Annotated in this window: 26 protein-coding genes; 11 read left to right on the top strand and 15 right to left on the bottom strand. The window is 65.1% G+C overall.

The features are described 5' to 3' along the window. Positions 1-62: 62 nt before the first annotated feature. Positions 63-2,813: a DNA polymerase I gene (polA, locus tag LU671_RS09185; protein WP_232855472.1), complete on the bottom strand. Its 2,751-nt coding sequence runs from the start codon at positions 2,811-2,813 to the stop codon at positions 63-65. Positions 2,814-2,887: 74 nt separating this feature from the next. Here polA and LU671_RS09180 point away from each other — a divergent pair, with 74 nt between their 5' ends. Then, entirely contained in the window at positions 2,888-3,175 is a 288-nt protein-coding gene (locus tag LU671_RS09180; RefSeq protein WP_050703199.1) for a DUF2782 domain-containing protein, read from the top strand. Between the two features lie 71 nt (positions 3,176-3,246). Then, complete coding sequence (locus LU671_RS09175; protein WP_203649121.1) at positions 3,247-4,197, top strand: homoserine kinase; 951 nt, start codon at positions 3,247-3,249, stop codon at positions 4,195-4,197. A 105-nt stretch (positions 4,198-4,302) separates the two neighbouring features. Here the strand turns inward: LU671_RS09175 and LU671_RS09170 are convergent, their stop codons facing one another. Continuing rightward, a complete protein-coding gene (locus LU671_RS09170; protein ID WP_232855471.1) occupies positions 4,303-5,259 on the bottom strand; it encodes a zinc ABC transporter substrate-binding protein in 957 nt (318 codons plus the stop codon). 18 nt (positions 5,260-5,277) lie between these two features. Here LU671_RS09170 and zur point away from each other — a divergent pair, with 18 nt between their 5' ends. The 4 genes from zur (at position 5,278) to LU671_RS09150 (ending at position 8,145) form a co-directional block, all read left to right on the top strand. Then, positions 5,278-5,763 (top strand): Fur family transcriptional regulator, encoded by a 486-nt coding sequence (gene zur / locus LU671_RS09165; RefSeq protein WP_203649138.1) that lies wholly within the window; start codon positions 5,278-5,280, stop codon positions 5,761-5,763. Next, complete coding sequence (gene znuC, locus LU671_RS09160) at positions 5,760-6,533, top strand: zinc ABC transporter ATP-binding protein ZnuC (RefSeq protein WP_203649140.1); 774 nt, start codon at positions 5,760-5,762, stop codon at positions 6,531-6,533. The genes zur and znuC overlap by 4 nt, the downstream gene beginning before the upstream one ends. Beyond that, positions 6,526-7,308, top strand: a complete 783-nt coding sequence (gene znuB, locus LU671_RS09155) for a zinc ABC transporter permease subunit ZnuB (RefSeq protein WP_203649142.1) — start codon at positions 6,526-6,528, stop codon at positions 7,306-7,308. Before znuC ends, znuB begins: the two co-directional genes overlap by 8 nt. Positions 7,309-7,437: 129 nt before the next feature. Next, entirely contained in the window at positions 7,438-8,145 is a 708-nt protein-coding gene (locus LU671_RS09150; protein ID WP_203649144.1) for a PA5502 family lipoprotein, read from the top strand. Between the two features lie 135 nt (positions 8,146-8,280). On the opposite strand, the gene katE is transcribed toward LU671_RS09150, so the two are convergent. Then, positions 8,281-10,425 (bottom strand): catalase HPII, encoded by a 2,145-nt coding sequence (katE, locus tag LU671_RS09145; RefSeq protein WP_232855470.1) that lies wholly within the window; start codon positions 10,423-10,425, stop codon positions 8,281-8,283. A gap of 211 nt (positions 10,426-10,636) precedes the next feature. Between katE and LU671_RS09140 the strand changes: the two genes are divergently transcribed. The 3 genes from LU671_RS09140 (at position 10,637) to LU671_RS09130 (ending at position 13,150) form a co-directional block, all read left to right on the top strand. Further along, complete coding sequence (locus LU671_RS09140; protein ID WP_203649148.1) at positions 10,637-11,644, top strand: methionine ABC transporter ATP-binding protein; 1,008 nt, start codon at positions 10,637-10,639, stop codon at positions 11,642-11,644. Next, positions 11,644-12,315 (top strand): methionine ABC transporter permease, encoded by a 672-nt coding sequence (locus LU671_RS09135; protein WP_232855469.1) that lies wholly within the window; start codon positions 11,644-11,646, stop codon positions 12,313-12,315. The genes LU671_RS09140 and LU671_RS09135 overlap by 1 nt, the downstream gene beginning before the upstream one ends. A 64-nt stretch (positions 12,316-12,379) precedes the next feature. Beyond that, complete coding sequence (locus LU671_RS09130; RefSeq protein ID WP_232855468.1) at positions 12,380-13,150, top strand: MetQ/NlpA family ABC transporter substrate-binding protein; 771 nt, start codon at positions 12,380-12,382, stop codon at positions 13,148-13,150. A 189-nt stretch (positions 13,151-13,339) separates the two neighbouring features. On the opposite strand, the gene LU671_RS09125 is transcribed toward LU671_RS09130, so the two are convergent. Genes LU671_RS09125 through LU671_RS09105 form a run of 5 tightly spaced genes read right to left on the bottom strand, consistent with a single transcriptional unit; the run spans position 13,340 to position 17,223 of the window. Then, positions 13,340-13,972 (bottom strand): SCO family protein, encoded by a 633-nt coding sequence (locus LU671_RS09125; RefSeq protein WP_232855467.1) that lies wholly within the window; start codon positions 13,970-13,972, stop codon positions 13,340-13,342. Next, positions 13,969-14,868 (bottom strand): heme o synthase, encoded by a 900-nt coding sequence (gene cyoE, locus LU671_RS09120; protein ID WP_232855466.1) that lies wholly within the window; start codon positions 14,866-14,868, stop codon positions 13,969-13,971. The genes LU671_RS09125 and cyoE overlap by 4 nt, the downstream gene beginning before the upstream one ends. Beyond that, complete coding sequence (locus LU671_RS09115; RefSeq protein WP_232855465.1) at positions 14,853-15,926, bottom strand: COX15/CtaA family protein; 1,074 nt, start codon at positions 15,924-15,926, stop codon at positions 14,853-14,855. The genes cyoE and LU671_RS09115 overlap by 16 nt, the downstream gene beginning before the upstream one ends. A 9-nt stretch (positions 15,927-15,935) precedes the next feature. Further along, positions 15,936-16,514 carry a hypothetical protein gene (locus LU671_RS09110; protein WP_232855464.1) on the bottom strand — a complete coding sequence of 193 codons (579 nt, stop codon included), beginning with the start codon at positions 16,512-16,514 and terminating at the stop codon, positions 15,936-15,938. Then, a complete protein-coding gene (locus tag LU671_RS09105) occupies positions 16,480-17,223 on the bottom strand; it encodes an SURF1 family protein (RefSeq protein ID WP_232855463.1) in 744 nt (247 codons plus the stop codon). Before LU671_RS09105 ends, LU671_RS09110 begins: the two co-directional genes overlap by 35 nt. A 63-nt stretch (positions 17,224-17,286) precedes the next feature. Between LU671_RS09105 and LU671_RS09100 the strand changes: the two genes are divergently transcribed. Next, entirely contained in the window at positions 17,287-17,490 is a 204-nt protein-coding gene (locus tag LU671_RS09100) for a twin transmembrane helix small protein (RefSeq protein WP_232855462.1), read from the top strand. A 149-nt stretch (positions 17,491-17,639) separates the two neighbouring features. Here LU671_RS09100 and LU671_RS09095 read toward each other — a convergent pair whose 3' ends face one another. The 4 genes from LU671_RS09095 to coxB are packed head-to-tail and all read right to left on the bottom strand — an operon-like array spanning position 17,640 to position 21,872. Further along, the gene (locus LU671_RS09095) at positions 17,640-18,527 is read right to left on the bottom strand and encodes a cytochrome c oxidase subunit 3 (protein WP_203649157.1); all 888 of its coding nucleotides are present in this window, start codon (positions 18,525-18,527) and stop codon (positions 17,640-17,642) included. Between the two features lie 16 nt (positions 18,528-18,543). Further along, a complete protein-coding gene (locus tag LU671_RS09090) occupies positions 18,544-19,101 on the bottom strand; it encodes a cytochrome c oxidase assembly protein (protein WP_203649159.1) in 558 nt (185 codons plus the stop codon). A 10-nt stretch (positions 19,102-19,111) separates the two neighbouring features. Next, the gene (gene ctaD, locus LU671_RS09085) at positions 19,112-20,701 is read right to left on the bottom strand and encodes a cytochrome c oxidase subunit I (RefSeq protein ID WP_232855461.1); all 1,590 of its coding nucleotides are present in this window, start codon (positions 20,699-20,701) and stop codon (positions 19,112-19,114) included. A gap of 43 nt (positions 20,702-20,744) precedes the next feature. Further along, positions 20,745-21,872, bottom strand: coding sequence for a cytochrome c oxidase subunit II (gene coxB, locus LU671_RS09080; protein WP_203649163.1), 1,128 nt, complete (start codon positions 21,870-21,872; stop codon positions 20,745-20,747). A 381-nt stretch (positions 21,873-22,253) separates the two neighbouring features. Between coxB and LU671_RS09075 the strand changes: the two genes are divergently transcribed. Beyond that, complete coding sequence (locus LU671_RS09075; RefSeq protein WP_232855460.1) at positions 22,254-22,895, top strand: hypothetical protein; 642 nt, start codon at positions 22,254-22,256, stop codon at positions 22,893-22,895. A gap of 136 nt (positions 22,896-23,031) precedes the next feature. Here LU671_RS09075 and LU671_RS09070 read toward each other — a convergent pair whose 3' ends face one another. From LU671_RS09070 to LU671_RS09060, 3 genes are all read right to left on the bottom strand, one after another. Then, entirely contained in the window at positions 23,032-24,567 is a 1,536-nt protein-coding gene (locus LU671_RS09070) for a SulP family inorganic anion transporter (RefSeq protein ID WP_269806692.1), read from the bottom strand. A gap of 188 nt (positions 24,568-24,755) precedes the next feature. Then, positions 24,756-25,475 (bottom strand): carbonic anhydrase, encoded by a 720-nt coding sequence (locus tag LU671_RS09065; protein WP_203649169.1) that lies wholly within the window; start codon positions 25,473-25,475, stop codon positions 24,756-24,758. A gap of 297 nt (positions 25,476-25,772) precedes the next feature. Next, positions 25,773-26,828 carry a PA0069 family radical SAM protein gene (locus LU671_RS09060; RefSeq protein ID WP_269806691.1) on the bottom strand — a complete coding sequence of 352 codons (1,056 nt, stop codon included), beginning with the start codon at positions 26,826-26,828 and terminating at the stop codon, positions 25,773-25,775. Between the last annotated feature and the right edge of the window lie 132 nt (positions 26,829-26,960).

Genomic DNA, 26,960 nt, shown 5'->3' with positions numbered 1-26,960 from the left:
CCGAGGCCAGCACCGGATCCGCGACACTACGCCGCAGATCCTACACAGCTTTCACGCAGCGTTTAGTGAGCTTCGTCCCAATTCGCGCCAACGCCTACTTCCACCAGCAGCGGCACGTCGAGTTCCGCGGCACCGCTCATGTAGCCACGAATTTCATCTTTCACCTGCTCGACCAGGTCCTCGCGCACCTCGAGCACCAGTTCGTCGTGCACCTGCAGGATAACGCGCGCATCCAGCTTGCTGTCGGCCAGCCAGTTGTCCACCGCCACCATGGCGCGCTTGATGATGTCCGCCGCGGTCCCCTGCATCGGGGCGTTGATCGCGGTGCGCTCGGCGCCTTTGCGCAGGGCCGGGTTCTTGGCGTTGATGTCCGGCAGGTACAGGCGACGGCCGAACAGGGTTTCGACGAAGCCCTGCTCGGCGGCCTGGGCGCGGGTGCGCTCCATGTAGGCCAGCACGCCGGGGTAACGGGCGAAGTAGCGGTCGATGTAGTCCTGGGACTGCTTGCGGTCGACGCCGATCTGCTTGGCCAGGCCGAACGCGCTCATGCCGTAGATCAGGCCGAAGTTGATCGCCTTGGCGCTGCGGCGCTGGTCGTTGGTGACATACTCGAGGGCGACGCCGAACACTTCGGCGGCGGTGGCGCGGTGCACATCCAGGTCATTGCGGAAGGCATGCAGCAGGCCTTCGTCCTTGGCCAGGTGGGCCATGATGCGCAACTCGATCTGCGAGTAGTCCGCCGCCAGCAGGCGGTAGCCGGGGCTGGCGACGAAAGCCTGGCGAATGCGCCGACCTTCGGCGGTACGGATCGGGATATTCTGCAGGTTCGGGTCGTTGGACGACAGGCGCCCGGTGGCGGCCACGGCCTGCTGGTAGGAGGTGTGGATGCGTCCGGTGCGCGGGTTGATCTGCTCGGGCAGCTTGTCGGTGTAGGTGTTCTTGAGCTTGCTCAGGCTGCGATACTGCATCAGCACCTTGGGCAGCGGGTAGCCTTGCTCGGCCAGCTCATCGAGCACCGCCTCGGCGGTGGACGGCTGGCCCTTGGCGGTCTTGCTCAGCACCGGCATGCCCAGCTTGTCGTAGAGGATCCCCCCCAACTGCTTGGGCGAACCCAGGTTGAACGTCTCGCCCGCCAGCTCGAACGCCTCGCGTTCCAGCTCGACCATCTTTGTTCCCAGCTCGCCGCTCTGCACCTTGAGCAGCGCGGCATCCACCAGTGCGCCCTGGCGCTCGATGCGGGCCAGCACCGGTACCAGCGGCATCTCGATGTCCATCAACACCGGCTGCACGCTGGGTGTCTCGGCCAGGCGCGCCTGCAGCGCGTGGTGCAGGCGCAGGGTGATGTCGGCGTCCTCGGCGGCATAGGGGCCGGCCTTGTCCAGATGAATCTGGTTGAAGGTCAGCTGTTTGGCGCCCTTGCCGGCGATATCCTCGAAGGCGATGGTGGAGTGGTCCAGGTACTTCTGCGCCAGGCTGTCCATGTCGTGGCGAGTGGCGGTGGAGTTGAACACGTAGGACTCGAGCATGGTGTCGTAGGCCACGCCGCGCATCAGGATGGCCGGGCTGCCGTTGGCCAGGATATTGATGTCGTACTTGGCGTTCTGGCCGATCTTGCCCTTGGCCGGGTCTTCCAGCAGGGGCTTGAGGGCCAGCAGCACGGCGTCACGGTCGAGCTGGGCGGGGGCGCCTTCGTAATCGTGGGCCAGCGGCACATAGGCGGCCTCGTGGGGCTCGACGGCGAACGACAGGCCAACGAGTTGCGCCTGCTGCGCGTCGAGGCCGGTGGTCTCGGTGTCGAAGGCGAACAGCGGCGCCTGGCGCAGCTTCTCCAGCCAGGCGTCGAAACGCGCCTGGTCGAGGATGGTCTCGTACTTCGGCTCGACCTTCTCGGCCACAGGCTCAACGTCGGCAGCAACGCTGTCACCGGCCTGGGGCGCGCTGCGCTGGACCTCGGCCACCCAGCTCTTGAACTCCATCTCGGTGTACAGCGCCAGCAGCGCCTCGCGGTCCGGCTCGCCGCAGACCAGGGCGTCCACTTCGACATCCAGCTCGACATCGCACTTGATGGTCGCCAGCTCGTAGGACAGGAAGGCCGCGTCGCGGTGCTCCTCGAGCTTGGCCGGCAGGGTCTTGGCGCCACGGATGGCCAGGGCCGGCACCTTGTCGAGGTTGTCGTACAGGTCGCGCAGGCCGCCGCCGATACCGGTCAGCAGGCCGACCGCGGTCTTCTCGCCAACACCCGGCACGCCGGGGATGTTGTCGACCTTGTCGCCCATCAGGGCGAGGAAGTCGATGATGTGCTCGGGACCTACGCCGAACTTCTCGTGCACGCCGGCGATGTCCAGCACGCTGCCGGTCATGGTGTTGACCAGGGTGACGTGACCGTCCACCAACTGGGCCATGTCCTTGTCGCCGGTCGAGATGATCACCGGGCGGCCGGCGGCGGCGCTGCTGCGCGCCAGGGTGCCGATGACGTCGTCGGCCTCCACGCCTTCGACGCACAGCAGCGGGTAGCCGAGGGCGCGGACGCTGGCGTGCAGCGGCTCGACCTGCACCCGCAGGTCGTCGGGCATGCTCGGGCGGTTAGCCTTGTACTCGGCGAACATGGCGTCGCGGAAGGTCCCGCCCTTGGCGTCGAAAACCACCGCGAACAGGCTGTCCGGGTACTGCTTGCGCAGGCTCTTGAGCATGTTCAGCACGCCCTTGACCGCGCCGGTGGGCATGCCCTTGGAGGTGGTCAGCGGCGGCAGCGCGTGAAAGGCGCGGTAGAGGTAGGACGAACCGTCCACCAGGACGAGGGGCGCTTGGCTCATGAGGAGAATCAACCTTTTCGACGGGTCCGGCGCTAGAATAGCCGGATCAATGACGACAAAAGGACTAGGTTATCATGCGCACACCCATTCGCCTGTTACTGCTCGGTCTGCTGGCCACCATGCCGGTCGTCACCCTGGCGGCGGACGAAGCCCCATCGGCCGATCCCGATGTAACCATTCGCACGGAAGGCGACAAGACCATCCAGGAGTACCGTCAAAACGGCTTCCTGTATGCGATCAAGGTCACGCCGAAGAACGGCAAGCCTTATTTCCTGGTACGCGCCGATGGCTCCGAAGGCAATTTCATTCGTTCCGACCAGCCGGACATGCTGATTCCGTCCTGGAAGATCTTCGAGTGGTAAGCTAGTAACGCGTATCGTTCTTATCAACCAGGCACTTCCGGCGGAAGTGCCCGCATGGGCAATTCTTCAACATGTCAGTCTTCACCCCTGTGTCCCGGCCTGAGCTGGAAACCTTTCTGGCGCCGTACGAGCTGGGTCGCCTGCTCGACTTCCAGGGCATCGCCGCCGGTACCGAGAACAGCAATTTCTTCGTCAGCCTGGAAAAGGGGGAGTTCGTCCTCACACTGATCGAGCGCGGGCCGGCTGAAGACATGCCGTTCTTCATCGAACTGCTCGACGTGCTGCACGCTGCCGACATGCCGGTGCCCTACGCCGTGCGCGACCGCGACGGCAACGGCCTGCGCGAACTGTGCGGCAAGCCGGCTCTTCTGCAGCCACGGCTTTCGGGCAAGCACATCAAGGCTCCGAACAACCAGCACTGCGCCCAGGTCGGCGAGCTGTTGGCGCATATCCACCTGGCCACCCGCGAGCACATCATCGAGCGCCGCACCGACCGTGGCCTGGACTGGATGCTCGAATCGGGCGCCGAGCTGCTGCCGGGCCTGAACCGGGAACAGACAGGGCTGTTACAGCCGGCACTGGCGGAAATCACCGCGCACAAGGCGCAGATCCTCGCCCTGCCCAAGGCCAACCTGCACGCCGACCTGTTCCGCGACAACGTGATGTTCGAAGGCACCCACCTGACCGGGTTGATCGACTTCTACAACGCCTGTTCCGGGCCGATGCTGTACGACATCGCCATCACCGTGAACGACTGGTGCCTGGACGAGCAGGGCGGCATCGACCTGCCACGCGCCCAGGCCCTGTTGGGCGCCTATGCGGCGCTGCGGCCGTTCACTGCCGCCGAGGCCGAGCTGTGGCCGGTGATGCTGCGGGTGGCCTGCGTGCGCTTCTGGCTGTCGCGCCTGATCGCGGCGCAGGCATTCGCCGGGATGGACGTGATGATCCATGACCCAAGCGAGTTCGAAGTGCGCCTGGCGCAGCGCCAGCAGGTGGCGCTGCACCTGCCGTTCGCGCTCTGATTAGGCAATAGCGGCATTTGTGGGAGCGGGCTTGCCCCGCGATAGCGCCGGGCCTGCCAACGCTATCGCGGGGCAAGCCCGCTCCCACCTGATCTGCCTACAACCTCAGAGCTGTTCCAGGCAGCCGGTCAGGTCGTTGCCCAGCTTCTCCAGCAAACGCTCATAGCCCCTGGCATCCACCGCATCGCTGCCCCCCAGCGCATCCAGCTCCGCCAGGCGCACCGGCAACCCGGCCGTCAGCGTCTCGGCCAGGCGTGGGCGCAGCGGCGGCTCGCTGAACACACAGGTCTTGCCCACCGCCTGCAGGCGCTTGCGCATGGCCGCGACGTGCTGCGCGCCCGGCTGCACTTCCGAGGCGACGCTGAACACACCGGCGTGCTTCAGGCCATAAGCGGCCTCGAAGTAGTCGAAGGCCTCGTGGAACACGAAGTACGGCTTGCCGGCGATCCCCACCACCCGCTGCTTGATCCGCCCATCCAGGGCATCCATGCGCTCGACGAACAGCTTGAGGTTGGCCTGGTAGCGCGGCGCATTGGCCGGATCCGCTGTCGCCAGGTCGCCGGCCATCTTCGTCGCGATCACCCGGGCATTCACCGACGACAGCCACAGGTGCGCATCGAGGCTGCCCGGACGGTGGTCATGGTCGTGATCGTCGTGGTCTTCCTCGTCATGGGAGTGGCTGTCCTCGCCGAAGTGACGCAGTTGCAGGCCCGACAGCGACTGCACGGCCACGGTCGGCTTGGCGCGGCTCTTCAGCACGCGGGGCAGGAAGCCTTCCATGTCCGGGCCGATCCAGTACAGCAGGTCGGCATCGGCGACCTTGCGCACGTCGGAGGGGCGCAGCGCGTAGTTGTGCGGGGAGGCGCCCGGCGGCAGCAGCACGTCAGGGCTGCCGACACCGTCCTGAACGGCGGCGGCAATCTGCTGCAGGGGCTTGATGCTGGTCAGCACGCGCACGTCGGCGTGGGCCGAAAAAGCGATGAAAGCGACAAACAGGGCAAGGAATCGGGACACGGTGGATACTCGGGTCGTCAGAAACAGGTAACATAATAACGTCTCCATCCTGAACCGTCGCTGCCCATGTCCATCACGCCGCTGGCCCACCGTCCCCACGATCATTCCCACTGCGTCCACAGTGCGCTGGCCGAGGCCGACGCGCTGTGCAACCGTCAGGGCCTGCGCCTGACCGCCCTGCGCCGCCGCGTGCTGGAGCTGGTGTGGCAGAGCCACAAGCCGCTGGGTGCCTACGACATCCTCGCCGTGCTCAGCGAGCAGGACGGCCGCCGCGCCGCGCCACCGACCGTCTATCGGGCGCTGGACTTCCTGCTGGAGAACGGCCTGGTGCACCGCATCGCCTCGCTCAACGCCTTCATCGGCTGCAGCCATCCCGAGCATGCGCACCAGGGCCAGTTCCTGATCTGCCGCGCCTGCCATGTGGCCATCGAGCTGGAGCAACACAGCATCAGCGACGCCATCGTCAGCAGCGCCAAGGCCGTGGGCTTCGCCGTCGAGACGCAGACGGTCGAAGTGGTCGGCCTGTGCGGCAACTGCCGGGGCAAGGCATGAGCGACGCCCTGATCCGCCTCGAGCAGGTCGGCGTCAACTTCGGTGGCGAAGCGGTGCTCGACAGCATCGACCTGGCCGTCGCGCCGGGGCAGATCGTCACCCTGATCGGCCCCAACGGCGCCGGCAAGACCACCCTGGTACGCGCCGTGCTCGGCCTGCTCAAGCCACACCGCGGCAAGGTGTGGCGCAAGCCGAAGCTGCGCATCGGCTACATGCCGCAGAAGATCCAGGTAGACGCCACGCTGCCGCTGTCGGTGCTGCGCTTTCTGCGCCTGGTGCCCGGGGTAGACCGCGCGGCAGCCTTGGCGGCGCTGCAGGAAGTCGGCGCCGAGCAGGTGATCGACAGCCCGATCCAGACCGTCTCCGGCGGCGAGATGCAGCGCGTGCTGCTGGCCCGCGCCCTGTTGCGCGAACCCGAGCTGCTGGTGCTGGACGAGCCGGTGCAGGGCGTCGACGTAGTCGGCCAGACCGAGCTGTACAACCTCATCACCCGCCTGCGCGACCGTCATGGCTGCGGCGTGCTGATGGTCTCCCACGACCTGCACCTGGTGATGAGCGCCACCGACCAGGTGGTCTGCCTCAACCGCCACGTCTGCTGTTCGGGCCATCCGGAGCAGGTCAGCAACGACCCGGCCTTCGTCGAGCTGTTCGGCCAGAATGCCAAGAGCCTGGCCGTCTACCACCACCATCACGATCACAGCCACGACCTGCACGGCTCGGTGATCGCCCCCGGCGCCCATGTCCACGGAGAGCACTGCAAGCATGGCTGATTTTCTTCTCTACGCCCTGCTTGCCGGCCTGTCGCTGGCACTTGTCGCCGGCCCCCTGGGCTCCTTCGTGGTCTGGCGGCGCATGGCCTACTTCGGCGACACCCTGTCCCACGCCGCGCTGCTCGGCGTGGCGCTGGGCTTTGCCCTGGACGTCAGCCCGGCGCTGGCGGTGACCGTCGGCTGCCTGTTGCTGGCGATCCTGCTGGTGACCCTGCAACAGCGCCAGCCACTGGCCTCGGACACCCTGCTCGGCATCCTCGCCCCCAGCACCCTGTCGCTGGGCCTGGTGGTGCTGAGCTTCATGCACGATGTGCGCATCGACCTGATGGCCTACCTGTTCGGCGACCTGCTGGCGATCAGCACCACCGACCTGGCCTGGATCCTCGGCGGCAGCGCGCTGGTGCTGGTACTGCTGGCGATGTTCTGGCGGCCGCTGCTGGCGGTCACCGTGCACGAGGAGCTGGCGAGGGTCGAGGGCCTTCCCGTGGCCGGCCTGCGCCTGGCGCTGATGCTGCTGATCGCCGTGGTGATCGCGGTGGCAATGAAGATCGTCGGCGTGCTGCTGATCACCTCGCTGCTGATCATCCCGGCCGCCGCGGCACAGCGTCACGCCCGCTCGCCAGAGCAGATGGCCGTGGGCGCCAGCCTGCTGGGGGTTACCGCAGTCTGTGGCGGCCTGGCGCTGTCCTGGTTCAAGGACACCCCGGCCGGGCCTTCGATCGTGGTCTGTGCGGCAGTGCTATTCTTGCTGAGCCTGGCGTTGCCGAAACGCTGAGATTCCAGGGCGCCTGCTGACGCGCCCTGCAACCTTTTCATCGCTTGCAGGTCTGACAAGACCAGTTTTCGAGCGTGCGCACCTGGGTGTAGACTTGCTCGCTTTTTGCGCAAATAGAGAGTCGCAGGAATGAAGCCGTTCGCCTCACGTTATCTGCTTGTTGCCGCGTTTTCCCTGTTCCTGGCCGCCTGCTCCAGCAAGCCGGCCGAGCAGCCGGTCGCGCCTGCCCAGCCGGATGCCTGGCAGCAGCTGGAACAGAGCATCGCCAGCAACGAACTGGCCACCGCCGAGGACCAGCTGGCCGCGCTGCAGGCCCAGGCACCAGGCGATGCGCGCCTCGAGCCGCACCAGCGCCAGCTGGCCGAGGCCTACCTGCAACGCAGCCGCATCGTCCTGCAAAAGGGCGATGTGAATGCCGCCGCCACCGCGCTGGCCCGCGCCCGGGCGCTGATGCCCCAGGCACCAGCCCTGACCGGTGGCGATGCCATGGCCCAGGCGCGCAAGGCCGAGCTGGAAAAGGCCGAGGCAGCGCTGAAGGCGGCCGAGTCCAAGCCCAAGGCCCGGGTCATCGACCCGACCGCGCCCAGCACCGTCGTGGCGTTGAAGACCACCGACAGTCGGGCGATGCGCCGCCAGTTGGATGACATCGCCGCCGATGTGGTGAACTACCAGTGCGAGGTGGTGTTCCAGGTGCCACGCACCCAGGACGCGCCGTGGCTCAAGACCCTGCTGGAGAAGCGCGTGCGCAAGCTCGACAGTGGTTTCGAGCTTGAGCAGAAACATGAGATCCAGCGTTCGCTGCCGGCGCAGGTGGTCTTGATCCCCCATCAGCAGTGAACAATCGCGGGGCAAGCCCGCTCCTACAGGGGTTATGCGATCCCTGTAGGAGCGGGCTTGCCCCGCGAAAGGGCTGCAAAGCAGCCCCGGCATTTCCAATGCCGAGCACCATATCGACACTGAAAGGGCTGATTCCTACGCTGGTATCGCCTCTGCAGCCGCCTCCCGCGCCCACACCCGGTGCCCTTCGAGCGCCTTGAAGAACCCATCGAACGCCTTCTGCCCATCCCCCAGCAACAGCCCCGCATCCTCCTTCAGCCCCAGCTTGTTCAGCAACAGCTTGCCCTCGCTGGTCACCCCAATGGGCTTGAGGTGCTTGTAGGCCTCCAGCAGGAAATGCCTGGCCACGCCGCTTTTCTCCAGCGCCTCCAGCGAAGCCTTGCCCGCCGGCACCCACACGCCATCGAACATCACCGACGGCATGCCTTCCATGGAGGCATCCACCGGCAGTGGCGTGCCATCGGCAGCCTTGACCGGTGCCGAGGTCGGGCCCAACAGCACGGGGCGGGCGCTCTTGGCCTCCAGCGCCTTCACAACCTTGTCGACGCTGCCAGCATCCACGCCATCGGCAACCAGAATGGCGACCTTGCGCCCACTGATGCCGATCCCACCGGGATGGCTCATCTGGCTCAAGGCCTTTGACTGCGAGGGCTTGCTGCCTTTTACCTTGACCGTGCCGGCCTTCGGCGCCGGCAACCCGAGGTTGGCCGCCACCGCCGCCGCCAGCTTGAGGTCGATGTTGGCAAGGATCTCGTTCACTTCCCGGGCGCGAATCGCCTCACGCTCCACCTTGCCCAGCTCGAAGCTGTAAGCCTTGATGATGTGCTGCTGCTCCGTCGGGCTCATGCTCTGGAAGAACAATCGGGCCTGGGAAAAATGATCGCCGAACGACGCGCTGCGCTGGCGGATCTTGTGGGCATCGATACGCTCCCCATAGCTCTCGAAGCCACCGTCCCGCGCGGCGGGTGGCGTCTCTTGCGGCCAGCCGCCATCGATCGAGTTGGGCTCGTAGGCGGCGCGCCCCTTGTCGAGGGTCATGCGGTGCATGGCATCACGCTGGCTGCTGTGGTTGGGCGCGACAGGGCGGTTGATCGGGATTTCATGGAAGTTCGGCCCGCCCAGGCGGCTGATCTGGGTATCGGTGTAGGAGAACAGCCTGCCCTGCAGCAGCGGGTCATTGCTGAAGTCGATGCCAGGGACGATATGCCCCGGACAGAAGGCGATCTGCTCCACCTCGGCGAAGAAGTTGTCGGGGTTGCGATCGAGCACCATCCTGCCCAACGGTGTCACCGGAACGAGTTCTTCGGGGATGAGCTTGGTCGGGTCGAGCAGGTCGAAGTCGAACTTGTGCTCATCGGCTTCGGGGACGATCTGCACGCCCAACTCCCATTCCGGGTAATGCCCGGTCTCGATGGCCTCCCACAGGTCGCGGCGGTGGTAGTCGGTGTCCTTGCCCGCCAGCTTCTGCGCCTCGTCCCACAGCACCGAGTGCACGCCCTGGCGCGGTTTCCAGTGGAACTTGACGAAACTGGCCACGCCCTCGGCGTTGACCAGGCGGAAGGTATGCACGCCAAAGCCTTCCATCATCCGCAGGCTGCGCGGGATGGCGCGGTCGGACATGGCCCACATGACCATGTGCGCCGACTCCGGCACCAGCGAGACGAAGTCCCAGAAGGTGTCGTGGGCCGAGCCGCCGGTGGGCATCTCGTTGTGCGGCTCGGGTTTCACCGCGTGGACGAAGTCGGGAAACTTGATCGCGTCCTGGATGAAGAACACCGGCATGTTGTTGCCGACCAGGTCGAAGTTGCCCTCGTCGGTGTAGAACTTCACCGCAAAGCCCCGCACGTCACGCACCGTGTCGCCCGAGCCGCGTGGCCCCTGCACGGTGGAAAAACGCACGAACACCGGGGTGATCTTCTCGGGATCCTGCAGGAAACCGGCCTTGGTCAGTTCGCCATGGCAGCCGTAGCTCTGGAAATAGCCGTGGGCGCCACAGCCCCGGGCGTGGACGATGCGTTCCGGTATGCGCTCATGGTCGAAGTGGGTGATCTTCTCACGCATGATGAAGTCTTCGAGCAACGAAGGCCCACGGGCGCCGGCCTTGAGGCTGTTCTGGTTGTCGGCGATTCTCACGCCCTGGTTGGTGCGCAGCGCCTGGCCGCTGGCGTCGCTGCGAAAGGCTTCCAGGCTCTGCAACTTGGCGTTGGTGTTGGCCTTGTCGGGGGTTTCGGTGCCCGCGACCGGGCTCGGCTGCGGCGCCTGGGGCTTCTTGCTGGGCATCTTCGGCTCTCCTCATCAGTACTCGGGCTTGTTCAAGTAGATGACTGGAAGGCCGTCGGATGCGTTCAATCGGATTGCCGACCGTCGCGATATGCCGATTGGATTGGAGCATTGCGAAATTAATGCTAAGAACAGGCAGGGGAAAAGGCTAAAATGCGCGACCCCGGCTAACCGCTGACCCAAATTCCATGCGCCCCACAAGGTTCGCTCAGTGATCGAGTTTCAAAATGTCCACAAGACCTACCGCGTCGCCGGTAGGGATATCCCGGCCCTGAACCCGACCAGCCTGACCATCGAAGATGGCCAGGTGTTCGGCCTGATCGGCCACTCCGGTGCCGGCAAGAGCACCATGCTGCGTCTGATCAACCGCCTCGAGGAGCCGTCCGGCGGCAAGATCGTGGTCGACGGCGAGGACGTCACCGCCTTCGACGCCAACCAGCTGCGCCGCTTCCGCCAGCAGGTCGGGATGATCTTCCAGCACTTCAACCTGCTGGCGTCCAAGACCGTCGCCGACAACGTCGCCCTGCCACTGGTGCTGGCCGGCGAACTGCCACGTGGCGAGATCGACAAGCGCGTCACCGAGCTGCTGGCCCGCGTCGGCCTGTCCGAGCACGCGAAGAAGTATCCGGCACAGCTGTCGGGCGGACAGAAGCAGCGCGTCGGCATCGCCCGCGCCTTGTCCACCAACCCGAAGATCCTGCTGTGCGACGAGGCCACCAGCGCCCTCGACCCGCAGACCACCGCCTCGGTGCTGCAACTGCTGGCCGAGATCAACCGCGAGCTGAAGCTGACCATCGTGCTGATCACCCACGAGATGGATGTGATCCGCCGGGTCTGCGACCGCGTGGCGGTGATGGACGCCGGGCAGATCGTCGAGGCCGGCCCGGTGGCCGACGTGTTCCTGCACCCGCAGCACGCCACCACCCGGCGCTTCGTCCAGGAGGACGAGCAGGTCGACGAGAACGAGCAACGCGACGACTTCGCCCATGTGCCGGGCCGCATCGTGCGCCTGACGTTCCAGGGTTGCGCCACCTACGCGCCGCTGCTGGGCACCGTGGCCCGCGAGACTGGTGTCGACTACAGCATCCTGGCCGGACGCATCGACCGCATCAAGGACATTCCCTATGGCCAGCTGACCCTCGCCCTGATCGGCGGAGACATGGACGCGGCATTCGCCCGCTTCACTGCAGCTGACGTACATATGGAGGTACTGCGTTGATGGACGCCCTGAATTTCTTCGCCAACGTCGACTGGGCCGAAATCTGGCTGGCCAGCATCGACACCATGATCATGCTGTTCGGCTCGCTGTTCTTCACCGTGCTGCTGGGCCTGCCGCTGGGCGTGCTGCTGTTCCTCTGCGGGCCGCGGCAGATGTTCGAGCAGAAGGGCGTCTACGCGCTGCTGTCGCTGGTGGTGAACATCCTGCGCTCGCTGCCGTTCATCATCCTGCTGATCGTGATGATCCCGATCACCGTGCTGATCACCGGCACCTCGCTGGGTGTTGCGGGGGCGATTCCTCCGCTGGTGGTGGGGGCCACGCCGTTCTTCGCGCGCCTGGTGGAAACCGCCCTGCGCGAGGTGGATCGCGGCATCATCGAAGCCACCCAGTCGATGGGCGCCACCACCCGCCAGATCATCACCAACGCCTTGCTGCCTGAGGCCAGTCCGGGCATCTTCGCGGCGATCACCGTCACCGCCATCACCCTGGTCTCGTACACCGCCATGGCCGGTGTGGTGGGCGCGGGCGGCCTGGGTGACCTGGCCATCCGCTTCGGCTACCAGCGTTTCCAGACCGACGTGATGGTGGTCACCGTGGTCCTGCTGCTGATCCTGGTGCAGGTGCTGCAGAGCGTCGGTGACAAGCTGGTCGTGCATTTTTCCCGTAAATAACCCCAATGGGGTCGGCCTGGCCGACCCGTTCGGGGGCCGTCGCGGCCCTCACAAGGAGTGATCAATGAAGAAGCTGCTTGCTGTTGTCGCCGCCGTCGCGGCCTTCTCGGCCCACGCCGAGACCCTGACCGTCGCCGCCACCCCGGTGCCGCACGCCGAGATCCTCAAGTTCGTCCAGCCGCAGCTGGCGAAGGAGGGCGTGGAGCTGAAGGTCAAGGAGTTCACCGACTACATCCAGCCGAACGTGCAGGTGGCCGAAAAACGTCTGGACGCCAACTTCTTCCAGCACCAGCCGTACCTGGATGAGTTCAACAAGGCCAAGGGCACCCAGCTGGTCAGCGTTGCCGGCGTGCACCTGGAGCCGCTGGGCGCCTACTCGAGCAAGTACAAGAAGCTCGACGAACTGCCATCCGGCGCCACCGTGGTCATCCCCAACGACGCCACCAACGGCGGCCGTGCCCTGCTGCTGCTGGACAAGGCTGGCGTGATCAAGCTCAAGGACAGCAACAACATCCTGTCGACCGTGAAGGACATCACCGGCAACGACAAGAAGCTGAAATTCCGCGAGCTGGAAGCGGCCACCATTCCACGCGTGCTGACCCAGGTCGACCTGGCGCTGATCAACACCAACTATGCGCTGGAAGCCAAGCTGAACCCGGAGAAGGACGCCCTGGTGATCGAAGGCAGCGATTCGCCCTACGTGAACATCCTGGTGGCGCGTCCGGACAACAAGGACGCCGATGCCATGAAGAAGCTGGCCGCGGCCCTGCACTCGCCTGAGGTGAAGCAGTTCATCACCGAGAAGTACAAGGGCGCGGTGATTCCGGCGTTCTGATCTGACATCCCTGGGGCCGCGTTGCGGCCCTTTCGCGGCACAAGGCCGCTCCTACAGAGTACGGCCTTGTGCCGCGACGGCCTGCGCAGCAGGCCCGAGGATCGAATGCCAATCGCGGGGCCAGCCCGCTCCCACGCCAGAACCCAATCTGGCGTGGGAGCGGGCTGGCCCCGCGATTCATTTCAACGGTCAGTCGCGCTTCACAAGCCCCGGCAACTGTGCCACCAGCTTCTGGTTGTTGAACGGCGCACGGATGAACCCACGCTGGCGCCCGTCCGGGCCGACCACCGCCAGGTTGCCGCTGTGATCCACGGTGTAGCCCGGCTTGCTGGTATCGGCCGGAATGAACGGAATGCTCAAGGCATTGGCCAGCTTCTGGGTATCCTCGATCGACCCCGCCACCCCGACGAAATCCTTGTCGAAGTAGCCCAGGTACTGCTTGAGCTGGTTCGGCGTGTCGCGGTTCGGGTCGACGCTCACCAGCACCACCTGCAAACGCTCCAGCGCCTCCTTGGGCAGCTCGCTCTTCACCTGGCGCAGCTGGGCCAGGGTGGTCGGGCAGATGTCCGGGCAGTAGGTGTAGCCGAAGAACAGCAACGACCACTTGCCCTTGAGCTGGTCCAGCACCAGCGGCTGGCCGTTCTGGTCGGTCATGGTCACGTCGGGCACGGTGCGGCTCTGCGGCAGCAGGATGATGCCGGCGTCGATCAGTTCGGTGGGGTTCAACTGACCACGGTCGTTGAGCACCTTGTTGATGGTCAGGCCCATGATCAGCGCGACCAGGGCAACGAGGATGAAGACGGTTTTCTGGGTTCGGGTCATAGGTTCAGCAACAGGTAATGGTCTACGAGCAACGCGATGAACAGGGCGAACAGGTAGCCGATAGAGTACTTGAACGTCTTGATCGCCGCGTGCGGCCGGGTGCCACGGTACAACACCCAGGCCCAGTGCAGGAAGCGCAGCCCCAGCCCCAGGGCACAGGCCAGGTACAGTGGTCCGCTCATGTGGATGGCATAGGGCAACAGGCTCACCGCCAGCAATATCAAGGTGTAGAGCAGGATATGCAGGGCCGTGTAGCGCTCGCCGTGGGTAACGGGGAGCATGGGAATATCAGCTTTTGCGTACTCCTCCTTGCGATGAATCGCCAAGGCCCAGAAGTGCGGCGGCGTCCAGGCGAAGATGATCAGCACCAGCAGCAGCGGTTCGGCGCCCAGGTGCCCACTGACCGCCACCCAGCCCAGCAACGGCGGGGCTGCCCCGGCCAGGCCGCCGATCACGATGTTCTGCGGCGTGGCGCGCTTGAGAAAGCCGGTGTAGAGCACCGCATAACCCAGCAGCGAGGCCAGGGTAAGCCAGGCGGTGAGGGGGTTGGTGAACGCCAGCAGCAGGGCCATCCCCGCCACGGCCAGCAGCAAGGCGAACAGCAGTGCCGGCAAGGGCCCTACCCGGCCCTGGGCCAGCGGACGCTTGTGGGTGCGGGCCATGAGCGCATCGACGCGGCGGTCGACCACGTGGTTGACCGCCGCCGCGGCCCCCGCGCACAAGCCTATCCCCAGGTTGCCGAACAGCAGGACGCTCCAGGCCACCCCCGCGCGGGTGGCGAGAAACATGCCCACCAGCGAGGTGATCAGCATCAGCACCACCACCTTCGGCTTGGTCAGTTCCATGTAGTCGCGCCATCCGGCGCGCTGGCGTTCCGTGCTCAGAAGCGTCGCCACGAATCGTTCCTCATGTGATGGGAAAGGTGCACGCCGGTCACCGGCGTCAGACGCCAGCCGTGGCCCACACGGACCTTGTCGACCACGCGGATGCGGTAGTTGACCAGCACCATGCACAGCAGCAGCAGGGCGCCGCCAGCGTTGTGCGCGACGGCCACGCCCAGGGGCAGGTGCAACAGCACGTTGCTGATGCCCAGGCCCAGTTGCAGCGCCAGCGCCAGCAACACCAGGCGGGCCAGGCCACCCAGGCCGTGGCGGTGCAGCTTCCAGCTCAGGGTCAGCAACACCAGCAGAACCAGCAACGCGCCCAGGCGATGGCTGATATGGATCGCGGTGCGCGCGTCGCTGTCCAGCTGCCCGCCAAGGTAATTGGGGCCGACGTGCTGGGTCAGGTGAAAGCCGTTGCTGAAGTCCGCCGCTGGCCACCACTGCCCGTGGCAGGTGGGCAGGTCGATGCAGGCCACCGCCGCGTAGTTGGCGCTGACCCAGCCCCCCAGGGCGATCTGGCCGATGACCACCAGCAGCGCCAGCGCGGCGATCCGGCGCAGGCTCAGCGGCAATTTCGGCAATGGCGCAAAGGCCCGGGATAGTCGCAGGGACAGCAGGAAAAGCAGGCTCACCGTGGTGAACCCGCCGAGCAGGTGCGCGGTCACTACTTGCGGCCACAGTTTCAGCGTCACGGTCCACATACCGAACGCCGCCTGGGCCAGTACCACTGCCAGCAGCAACACCGGCAGGCGATAGGGCTGGCCATCACGGGCATGCCGGCGCACGGCCTGGAAGGCGAGCAGGGCGATCACCAGCGCCAGGGTGCCGGCGAAATAGCGATGGACCATCTCGGCCCAGCCCTTGGCTTCTTCCACCGGGTGCTCGGGGAAGTGCAGCTCGGCATGGGCCAGCTGGGCATCGGTCTTGGGCACGCTGATGAAGCCGTAGCACCCCGGCCAGTCGGGACAGCCAAGGCCGGCATGGGTCAGCCGGGTATAGGCACCGAGCAGCACGACCAGCAACGCCAGCAGGGTGGCGAACACAGCGAGACGGTATCCGGGTCTGGCCATGGCGGCCTCCTAGCCGATGTTGGACAGCTTGAGCAGGTGGCGCAGGTCGTCCAGCACATGCTTGCCGTTGACCTTGGCGTCGTAGCGCAGCACCAGGTTGCCGTGAGGGTCTACGATCCACAGCTGCGGGCCCGCTTCGCCGACCTTCTGCACATAGCGCTGGGCGTCCAGCGGGTAGCGCTGCAACTGCGGGTATTCGCGGCCCAACTGCGCCTGGTAGTCGGCGGCCAGTGGCTGGGCCGCCGCCAGGGCATGGCTGGCGCGGCTGGCGTCGCGGCCCAGGCCAACCTGGATCTGCCGGGCCAGGTACACCAGTTGCCGACACTCCTCGGCACAGGCCTCGGGGGTGCTGACCAGCAACTGCCAACGCTCGTCCCGGGCATCGATGCCGATATCTACGCGGCCCTCGCCATTGCCGATCATCACGCCGTGATAGCTGCGCCCCTCCGGCACCCAGAACTTGAGCTTGTACATGAAGGTGGCGAGGATCATCGGCCCGAGCACGACGAACAGGATCAGCAACAGTTGCAGACGTCCCCTCGGCTTGCGGCGATCAGGCGCGTCCAGTGGACTCGTGGCGGCGGCCATGGCGGTTCTCCTTGTCGTTGTGATGCCAGCCGAAATACAGGTAGAGCAACACCAGCGTGGTGGCCAGGGCGAACCACTGCACGGCGTAGCCCTGGTGCTTTTCCGGGCCCATGGCGACCACCGGCCAGTCCAGGCGGTAGGCACCCGGGCCGGCCTGCAGGCGCAGCTCATGGGTGAAACCTTCACGGCCAAGCTGCTGCCAGAGCCCACCCGGGTCGATTGCCGTCAGCAGTTGCGGCCAGCGGCCGTCCGGGTTGTCCGGGTGCAGCTGGAAGGTCTTGCCCGGCGCCACGTAGACCGTGGCGTCCAGCGCCAGGGCCTGGTCCGGGGTGTCGAAACGCACCGGCACCCGGCGATCGGGCCAGGGCAGCCAGCCGCGGTTGACCAGCAGCCACAGCCCGCTGGCCTGATCGTGGAAGGGTTGCAGCAGCTCGACGCCGGCCTTGCCGTCGCGCATCTGGTTGTCCAGCAGCAGGCTGTGGGCGGCGTCGAAGCGGCCATACAGATGCACGGGGTAGAACGCCGGGTCCGGCAGCTGGCGCAGCTGTTCGACAGCGACCGGCGCCTCGATCTGGCGCTCGGTGTACGCGGCGAGCAGGTCGCGCTTCTCATCGGCGCGGCGCAGCTGCCAGCAGCCGAGCGCGATCAGTCCCGGCAGCAGCGCAAGCACCACCAGGGTCGGCAGCAGCCCGGGGCGAAACGGCTTCACCAGGGCCTCGTCAGGTCGAGCGCTATACTTGTATTCATCACCGCATCCCCCTGGAGTTACGCCATGCTCAAGGCCGCGATAGTCCTGATGCTACTGGCCACCATCTCCAGCCTGTTCAGTGGCCTGGTGTTCCTGGTCAAGGACGACGACCAGTCGACCCGCCTGCTCAAGGCCCTTACCGTGCGTGTCGCCCTCGCCACCCTGACCATCGGGCTGGTGGCCTGGGGCTTCATCAGTGGGCAGTTGGTCTCCCACGCGCCGTTCTGAATTGTCTCGGTCCCTGTAGGAGCGGCCTTGTGCCGCGAAAGGGCTGCGCAGCGGCCCCAGGATCTTGGCATCATGCAAAATCGCCGGGGCTGCTTCGCAGCCCTTTCGCGGCACGAGGCCGCTCCTACAACAGGGGACCGCGCCACCCGTCAAAGCACGTACACAAAGATGAACAACCCCACCCACACCACATCCACGAAGTGCCAGTACCAGCTCGCCGCCTCGAAACCAAAGTGCTTGTCCGGCTCGAAATGCCCGCGCATCACCCGGCAGAACATCACGAACAGGATCAGCGTCCCCAGCGTCACGTGAGCGCCGTGAAAGCCCGTGAGCATGAAGAACGTCGCACCGTAGATCCCCGAGCCCAAGGTCAGCCCCAGTTTGTTGTAGGCCTCGTGGTACTCGTAGGCCTGTAGCGCAAGGAACCCCAGCCCCAGCAGGATGGTCAGCCCCAGCCACAGCTTCAGCGTGCCGCGATGGCCCTTGCGCAGGGCATGGTGGGCAATGGTCACGGTCACGCTGGAGCTCACCAGCAGGATGGTGTTGATCAGCGGCAGGTGCCACGGGTCGATCACTTCCTTCGGCGGCGGAAACAGTTTCGGGTCCGGCGTGTGCAGCAGCGGCCAGACGAACTCGAAGTTGGGCCAGAGCATGTGCGCCACGCCCTTGTCTCCCTCACCGCCCAGCCATGGCCCCGCCAGCACGCGCACGTAGAACAGCGCGCCGAAGAAGGCCAGGAAGAACATCACCTCGGAGAAGATGAACCAGCTCATGCCCCAGCGGAACGAGCGGTCCATCTGCGCGCTGTAAAGCCCTGCGTGGCTCTCCTTGATCACCGCGCCGAACCAGCCGAACAGCATGTACGCCAGGAACAGCCCACCGACGAAGAAAATCAGTGGCCCGTGGGATTCCGGGTGGCCGGCCTTGAGGTCGTTGAACCAGGTGCCCAGGCCGAACACGGTGATGAACATGCCGATCGTGGCGATGATCGGCCACTTGCTCTGCGCCGGAACGTAGTAGTGCTCGTGGCTTGCCATGCTTGATCTCCTTCCCTCAACGGGCGGCCTCGGTCGCGGTTTGTGCGACCGGCGGGTGGCGAGCGGTGATGTCGAACAGGGTGTAGGCCAGTGTCAGGTGCTTCACCGACTCCGGCAGGTCACGGTCGACGATGAAGCGCACCGGCATCTCGATGCGCTCTCCCGGCTGCAGCACCTGCTGGGTGAAGCAGAAGCATTCGGTCTTGTGGAAGTACGCCGCGGCCTCGGCCGGGGTGATGCTGGGGATGGCCTGGGCACTCATCGGCTGGTTGGTCGGGTTGCGGGCGATGAAGATCATCTGGTTCACCGCCCCCGGGTTGACCTCAATCTGGTCGGCGGTGGAGTGGAACTCCCAGCTCATGTCACCGGCGTTGGTGGACATGAACTGCACCCGCACCGAGCGCGACGGGTCGCTGACCTGGGTGCCCGCGTACTGCCCGCCGGTCTTGCCGTTGATGCCGAAGGCCTTGCACATCACGTCATAGATCGGCACCAAGGCGAAGCCGAAGGCGAACATCACCACGGTCAGCATCAGCAGGCGGGTGACCAGGCGTTTGAGCGACAGGCCGTCCATGGGCGGGCTCCTACTTCACTTCCGGTGGGGTCTGGAAGGTGTGGTAGGGCGCCGGCGACGGGATCGACCACTCCAGGCCCTCGGCGCCGTCCCAGGGCTTGGCCGCTGCCGGCGCGCCGCCGCGGATGCACTTGATGACGATGAACAGGAAGAAGATCTGCGTGGCGCCAAACATGAAGGCACCGACCGACGAGACCATGTTGAAGTCGGCGAACTGCAGGTTGTAGTCCGGGATCCGCCGCGGCATGCCTGCCAGGCCGACGAAGTGCATGGGGAAGAAGGCCAGGTTCATGCCGACGAACGACAGCCAGAAGTGCAGCTTGCCGAGGGTTTCGTCATACATGTGGCCGGTCCATTTCGGCAGCCAGTAGTAGGCCGAGGCAAAGATGCCGAAGATCGCCCCGGGCACCAGCACGTAGTGGAAGTGGGCGACCACGAAGTAGGTGTCGTGGTACTGGAAGTCCGCAGGCGCAATGGCCAGCATCAGGCCGGAGAAGCCACCGATGGTGAACAGGATGACGAAGGCGATGGCGAACAGCATCGGTGTCTCGAAGGTCAGCGAGCCTTCCCACATGGTGCTGACCCAGTTGAACACCTTCACCCCGGTGGGCACGGCGATCAGCATGGTCGCGTACATGAAGAACAGCTCGCCCACCACCGGGATGCCGACCACGAACATGTGGTGGGCCCAGACGATAAATGACAGGAAGGCGATCGCCCCGGTGGCGTAGACCATCGAGGTGTAGCCGAACAGCGGCTTGCGCGAGAACGCCGGGATGATCGAGCTGACCGCGCCGAAGGCCGGCAGGATCATGATGTACACCTCGGGGTGGCCGAAGAACCAGAACACGTGCTGGAACAAGACCGGGTCGCCACCGCCGGCGGCGCTGAAAAAGCTGGTGCCGAAGTGGATGTCCATCAGCATCATGGTCACCACGCCGGCCAGCACCGGCATCACCGCGATCAGCAGGAACGCGGTGATCAGCCAGGTCCAGACGAACAGCGGCATCTTCATCAGGGTCATGCCCGGGGCGCGCAGGTTGAGGATGGTGGCGATCACGTTGATCGCGCCCATGATCGAGCTGATGCCCATCAGGTGGATGGCGAAAATGAAGAAGGTCACGCTGGCCGGGGCGTAGGTGGTCGACAGCGGGGCGTAGAAGGTCCAGCCGAAGTTCGGCCCGCCGCCGGGGCTGAACAGGGTCGAGACCAGCAGCAGGAACGCCGCCGGCAGCAGCCAGAAGCTGAAGTTGTTCATCCGCGGCAGGGCCATGTCCGGCGCGCCGATCATCAGCGGGATCATCCAGTTGGCCAGGCCGACGAAGGCCGGCATCACCGCGCCGAACACCATGATCAGCCCGTGCATGGTGGTCATCTGGTTGAAGAACGCCGGTTCCACGATCTGCAGGCCGGGCTGGAACAGCTCGGCGCGGATCATCATGGCGAACGAGCCGCCGAGCAGGAACATGCTGAAGGCGAACCACAGGTACATCGTGCCGATGTCCTTGTGGTTGGTGGTCAGCACCCAGCGCATCAGGCCCTTGGCCGGGCCGTGGGCGTGTTCATGACCGTGGGCGTGGTCGTCGATCACTGCACTCATGTCCTGTCTCCTGCAATCCACTGACTGCCGTGTCTAGCCCGGCTCATTGCGCTTCGGCCTGCTTGAGCGCCAGCACGTCCTTCGGCGTGACCATGTCGCCCTTGTTGTTGCCCCAGGCATTGCGCTCGTAGGTGACCACGGCGGCGATATCGACTTCCGAAAGCTGCTTGCCGAACGCCGCCATGGCGGTGCCGGGCTTGCCGTGGAAGACGATGCCCAGGTGGGCGTCCTTGGGCCCGGTGGCGATCTTCGAGCCCTTGAGCGCCGGGAACATCGGCGGCAGGCCCTGGCCTTCGGCCTGGTGACAGGCCACGCAGGTGGTGTGGTAGACCTTGTCGCCGCGGGCGACCAGCTCTTCGAGGGTCCATTCCTTGCTGGTCAGTTCCTTGAGCTTGGCCGCCTCGGCCTTGCGCTCGCCGAGCCAGGTGTCGTAGTCGGCCTTGGACTTCACCTCGACCACCACCGGCATGAAACCGTGGTCCTTGCCGCACAGCTCGGTGCACTGGCCACGGTAGATGCCCGGCTTCTCGACCCGGGTCCAGGCCTCGTTGACGAAGCCGGGGATAGCGTCGCGCTTGACCGCGAAGGCCGGTACCCACCAGGAATGGATGACGTCGGCGGCGGTCACCAGGAAGCGCACCTTGGCGCCCACCGGCAACACCAGCGGCTGGTCGACCTCGAGCAGGTAGTGCTCGTCCTTCGGCGACTTGTTGTGGATCTGTTCGGCGGGGGTGGCCAGGTTGCTGAAGAACTCGACGTCCTGGCCCAGGTACTTGTAGTGCCACTTCCACTGGTAGCCGGTGACCTGGATGTCGATGTCGGACTCGCTGGCGTCGTAGATGTCGATCAGGGTCTTGGTGGCCGGGATGGCCATCACCACCAGGATCAGGAAAGGGACCACGGTCCAGAGGATCTCGACCCAGGTGTGCTCATGGAAGTGCGCAGCCTTTTGCCCGGTCGAGCGGCGGTGGATGACCATCGACCAGAACATCGCGCCGAACACCACGATGCCGATGATCACGCAGATCCAGAAGATGGTCATGTGCAGGTCGAACACTGCGTGGGAGACTTCCGTCGCCCCGGGCGCCATGTTCACCGTCCATGCTGCCTGTGCCTGACCGAAAACCGACCACAGCAACAGGCCCATCCAGACATGTGGATGTCGCATCATTGCGGGTTCCCCTTATCGTTCTTGTAGTCCCGGAGGCGTGGACGACCTGCTACGACAAAGGGGGGAACGGTGGCCAAGACTGCCTGGCTTCGACGACCGAGCCCCCTGCTTAAGGCAGTCGGGCCTCATCAACGAATCACGTTTCACCCGGAGTATAGACACCGACCAATGGTGCGCAACGCAGCACTTGAAATGATCTTCACTCAACCAAACGTTTGCGCTGAAAGCCGCATGAATGCTGGGCCGGGGCACAATAATGGCACATTGATATAGCCAATTTCCTACACGTGCCTCAGAGATATAACAAATGCGTCTTAGCCATTCTCGTAAGCAAGCTAACTTAGTGTCTTCCGTTTGTAACGCCATGCCCCTGGAGTTGTCATGAACATCGCTGCTGTACGCGAGCAGATCGAAAACGCCCATCAACATGAGGGCCGCACAGGCCAACTGAAAGCCCGCCTCGAACTGCAACTGCCACACCTGCATCCATCGATCCAACTACCCCAGCAGGATGCCCAGGGTACCTTGGCGCGCTTCGTCGGCGCCTACATCAACGAGGTTCCGGAACTGCTCGAGGCCGCGCACAACGTGGCGCTCGAAGCAGGCATCGAGACGCAGATCAAACCGGTACTGAAGATTGCCGAGGCCTACTTCCTGCAGCCGCCGAGCGTGATGGCGGGGCAGGTCGGGCTGGATTGCCTGCTGGACGAGGCCTACCTGGCGCATCGTCTGGTCGAGGAGGTCAACGACCTGTACATCCGCCACTTCCAGCAGCCGCTGATTCCGGTGGATACCACGGTCGCCAACCTGATCGCCCATCAGCTGATCGGCGAGACGTTTGCCAACCAGCTGGATGAGGTGGTGCACCATTCGGTGGACAAGATGCTCGATGAGGAGAGCTTCGCCGTGGAATCGGTGGAGGTCTACCGCGACAAGCTGTCGAGCCCGGAAACCGGCAACGCGTGGAAACGCTGGCCGTGCCTGTCGCGCCAGCTTGGTGTGGAGTTGGGGCAATCGGCCTGAGCAACGTTCGAAATCGCCGGGGCTGCTGCGCAGCCCTTTCGCGGCACAAGGCCGCTCCTACAAGGGAACGCGATCTCTTGTAGGAGCGGCCTTGTGCCGCGAAAGGGCCGCAAAGCGGCCCCTGCAATCTGACAGACTAAACCCCAACCCCCGCCGTAGTCCGCAACCGTCCCTCGACCCGCCGCTTCAGACGCCGCTGCTCCAGCACCAGCCGCGAGCCCTTGGCCGCGCCGCTGCGCCCCCAGTCCTCGAGCAACTCCAGGCAGGAATGGTCGATATAGCTCAGGTTGCCCAGCGGCACATGCAATGTCGTCCCCTCCGGCACGGTATCAAGCACCTGGGTCAGCGCCGGCACCTTGAGAAACGTCGCCGCGCCGCTCAGGCGCAGTTCCATGTGCCCCGGCGTACCCAACGCCACCAGGTTGATCTTCAACCGCGCCGCCTTCAGTGCCAGCTTCAGCAGGGTCAGGGCAAAGCCCAGCAATACACCGGTCAACAGGTCGGTAAAGATGATCGCCAGTGCCGTCGCCGCATAGGTGAACATCGGCATCCGCCCATAGCGGCCCAGGCCACGGAACGCCTTGAAGTCCACCAGCTTCACGCCGGTATAGACCAGCACCCCAGCCAGGCTGGCCACCGGGATCTGCTGCAGCACGCTACTCAGCGCCACCACGAAGGCCAGCAGCCAGAGCCCATGGAATATCGCCGAGGCCCGAGTCTGGGCGCCGGCCTGGACGTTGGCCGAGCTGCGCACGATCACCCCGGTCATCGGCAGCGCACCCAGCACCCCGCAGAGCATGTTGCCAATGCCCTGCGCCGACAGCTCACGGTCGAAGTCCGAACGCTGGCCGCTGTGCATGCGGTCGACGGCGGCGGCGGACAGCAAGGTCTCGGCGCTGGCGATGAAGGCCAGGGCGAAGGCCGCCACCAGCAGGGTCGGGTCGGCGAGCTTGAGCAGGTCATCCGGACGCAGCCAGTCGATGGCTTCGGACAGATCGGCCGGCACCTGCACACGGTTGACCGGCAGCGCCAGCCACAGGCTGACGGCGGTCATTGCCGCCACCCCGAGCAGGGCTCCGGGAATGAAGCGCAGGCGCTGCGGGCGCAGACGCTCCCAGCCCCACATGATGGCGATAGTACCCAGCCCAAGCGCACCGGCCTGCCAACCATTGCCCGCGCTTTCCAGCGGCAGGGCCGAAGCCAGCGTCGCCGGGAAGCCCAGCAGGTTATCCACACCCGAGGGCTGAGGCGCCGTATCGAACATCACATGCACCTGGGACAGCACGATCAGCACGCCGATCCCGGCCAACATACCGTACACCACCGCCGGCGCCGTGACCCGGAACCAGCAACCCAGGCGCAGGCGCCCGGCCAGCAGCTGCAGCAATCCGGCCAGCAACAGGATCGGCCCGAGCATGGCCACGCCATGTTGGCGCACCAGTTCGAACACCAGCACCGCCAGGCCGGCCGCCGGGCCGCTGACCTGCAACGGCGAGCCGGCGAGAAAGCCCACCACGATACCGCCGATGATCCCGGTGATCAGTCCTTTGGCCGGTGGCATGCCCGAGGCAATGGCAATGCCCATGCACAATGGCAGGGCGACCAGGAAGACCACCACCGAAGCCAGCAACTCGCGCGGCAGGGCCGCCTTTATCTGTGTCATGTTCACCATGTAGCTCCTTTCTAGATTCACGGCCATTCCGCTGGCCGCTAGCACGGGGAACCCTGAATGACGCGCAGGCGCGGGCCGCCAGCGGGTGTGCCGGCAAGGTATTCAGGGAGATTCAAGGCAGGCGAAGGCCGCGCCGCACCCATCGGGTGCAGCCGGCAATCAAGGCTTGTTCAGCGTGTTCGGGTCGCTTAGTAGCGGCCTCTCGGTGTGGCAGAGGGGATCGGCTCACCTGCGGTCAGCGGCAGGAAGCGATCGCTGGCGGCATCGTAGGCTTCGATCTGGCTGGTTTCGATGTCGTAGATCCAGCCGTGGATATGCAGCTGTCCGGCGGCCAGGCGCGAAGCGACCGACGGATGGGTACGCAGGTGGTGCAACTGGGCGATGACGTTTTCCTTGGTCACCAGTTGCATGCTCTCGTGCTCGCTGCCGCAGGAGCAGTTGTCCTCGATCACGGTCCGCGCTACCTCGGCGTGACGCAGCCAGGCGGAAACGGTCGGCATCTTGGCCAGCGACTGCGGGTTGAGCACCGCGCGCATGGCGCCGCAGTCGGAGTGGCCGCAGACGATGATGTGGTGCACGCCCAGCGCCAGCACCGCGTATTCGATGGCACTCGACACACCGCCGTTCATCTGGCCATACGGTGGCACGACGTTGCCGACGTTACGGGTGACGAACAGGTCGCCCGGCGAGCTCTGGGTGATCAGCTCAGGCACGATGCGCGAGTCAGCGCAGGTGATGAACATGGCGCGCGGCTTCTGCGCGGTGGCCAGTTTCTTGAACAGCTCTTGCTGTTCGGGGAAGACTTCGGTGTGGAACCGCAGGAAGCCGTCGACGATATGCTTGAGGGCGGCATCGGCGCTTTCGGCGGGTGCGGCCGGGACAACCTTGGATGGGTCCTTGACGGGCATGATTCATCCTCTTGACGGTTTGAAAGTGAATTCCATGTTACCGGGGAAAGATTGGGGGGACGCGGGGATTTAGATGACGCGCACGGGTAAATAATCACAGTCACTGCTGACTCATGACTCACGCTAGCGTAGGAAACTTAACTGAAACTTAATTGCGCTGGCTCTAGAACGGGCGTTCTGGATTGGCGAGGGGAGCACTGGATAATAGCAAAAAAGCATCAGATGCCAAGCTTCATGAGTGAAATTGTTGGGTTGTGTTAGTTGTACTTATAGCTCTCGGACAAAGAGATTGCGCTGCTAGAACAGCGCCATCTGTGCGCCGGGGACGCAGAAAGCGCTGCAATCGAGCTGCAGGTCCTCACGCCCCTCGAACCCCAACCGCCTGGCCGCCTTGCGAAAGCGCTGGGCCAACAGCTCGGTGAACACTCCCTCGCCGCGCATCCGAGCGCCGAAACGGCTGTCATACAACTCGCCCCCCCGGCTCTGGCGGATCAGGCTCAGCACATGCGCGGCCCGCTGCGGGTAGTGATCGTGCAGCCACTGCTCGAACAGCGGCGCCACCTCCAGCGGCAGGCGCAGCATCATGTAGGCCGCGCTCTGCGCGCCGGCTTCCTTCGCCGCCTCCAGCAGGTGCTCCAGCTCGCTGTCGTTGATCATCGGGATCATCGGCGAACACAGCACGCCCACCGGAACGCCGGCCTCACGCAACACGCGGATCGCCCGCAGGCGCGCCTTCGGAGCGGCCGCGCGGGGTTCGAGGGTGCGCTTGAGTTCATCGTCGAGAGTGGTGAGGCTGATCATCACCCGCGCCAGGCGCTGGCTGGCCAGTTCGCTCAGAAGGTCGAGGTCGCGCAATACCAGCGAGCCCTTGGTGACGATGGTTACCGGGTGGCGGTAGCGCAGCAGCACCTCTAGCAGACGCCGGGTGAGCTGGTGCTCACGCTCGATGGGCTGGTAGGGATCGGTGTTCGAACCCAGGTTGATCGGCGCACAGACGTATCCCGGCTTGCTCAGTTGCTGCTCGAGCACTTCGGCGGCATTGGTCTTGGCGATCAGCTTGGTTTCGAAATCGAGACCGGGAGAGAGGTCCCAGTAGGCATGGCTGGGGCGCGCATAGCAGTAGATGCAGCCGTGCTCGCAACCACGGTAGGGGTTGATGGAGCGGTCGAAGGGCAGGTCGGGGGAGGTGTTGCGGGCGATGATGGTCTTGGCCGTCTCGATCCGCACCTCGGTGCCCTGGGTGAGTGGGACTTCCTGGTACCAGCCATCGTCCTCGGCCACTGAAACGCTCGGGGCGAAGCGGTTGTGGGGGTTGTCGGCGGTGCCGCGGCCGCGAATGGGGGCTGGTTTCATGATGGAAGACCGGATTACTGTACATAAACACAGTAATCCGGTTTTCGAAGTGATGCCAGTACCGCCTGCCCCATTCGCGGGTAAACCCGCTCCCACAGGCCTGTGATACTCCTGTGGGAGCGGGTTTACCCG

It is taken from the genome of Pseudomonas sp. NMI760_13 (assembly GCF_021283245.1).
Classification (GTDB): Bacteria; Pseudomonadota; Gammaproteobacteria; order Pseudomonadales; family Pseudomonadaceae; genus Aquipseudomonas; species Aquipseudomonas peradeniyensis.
Note: the sequence above shows the minus strand (reverse complement) of the source record. Positions and strands in the feature narration are given on the sequence as shown.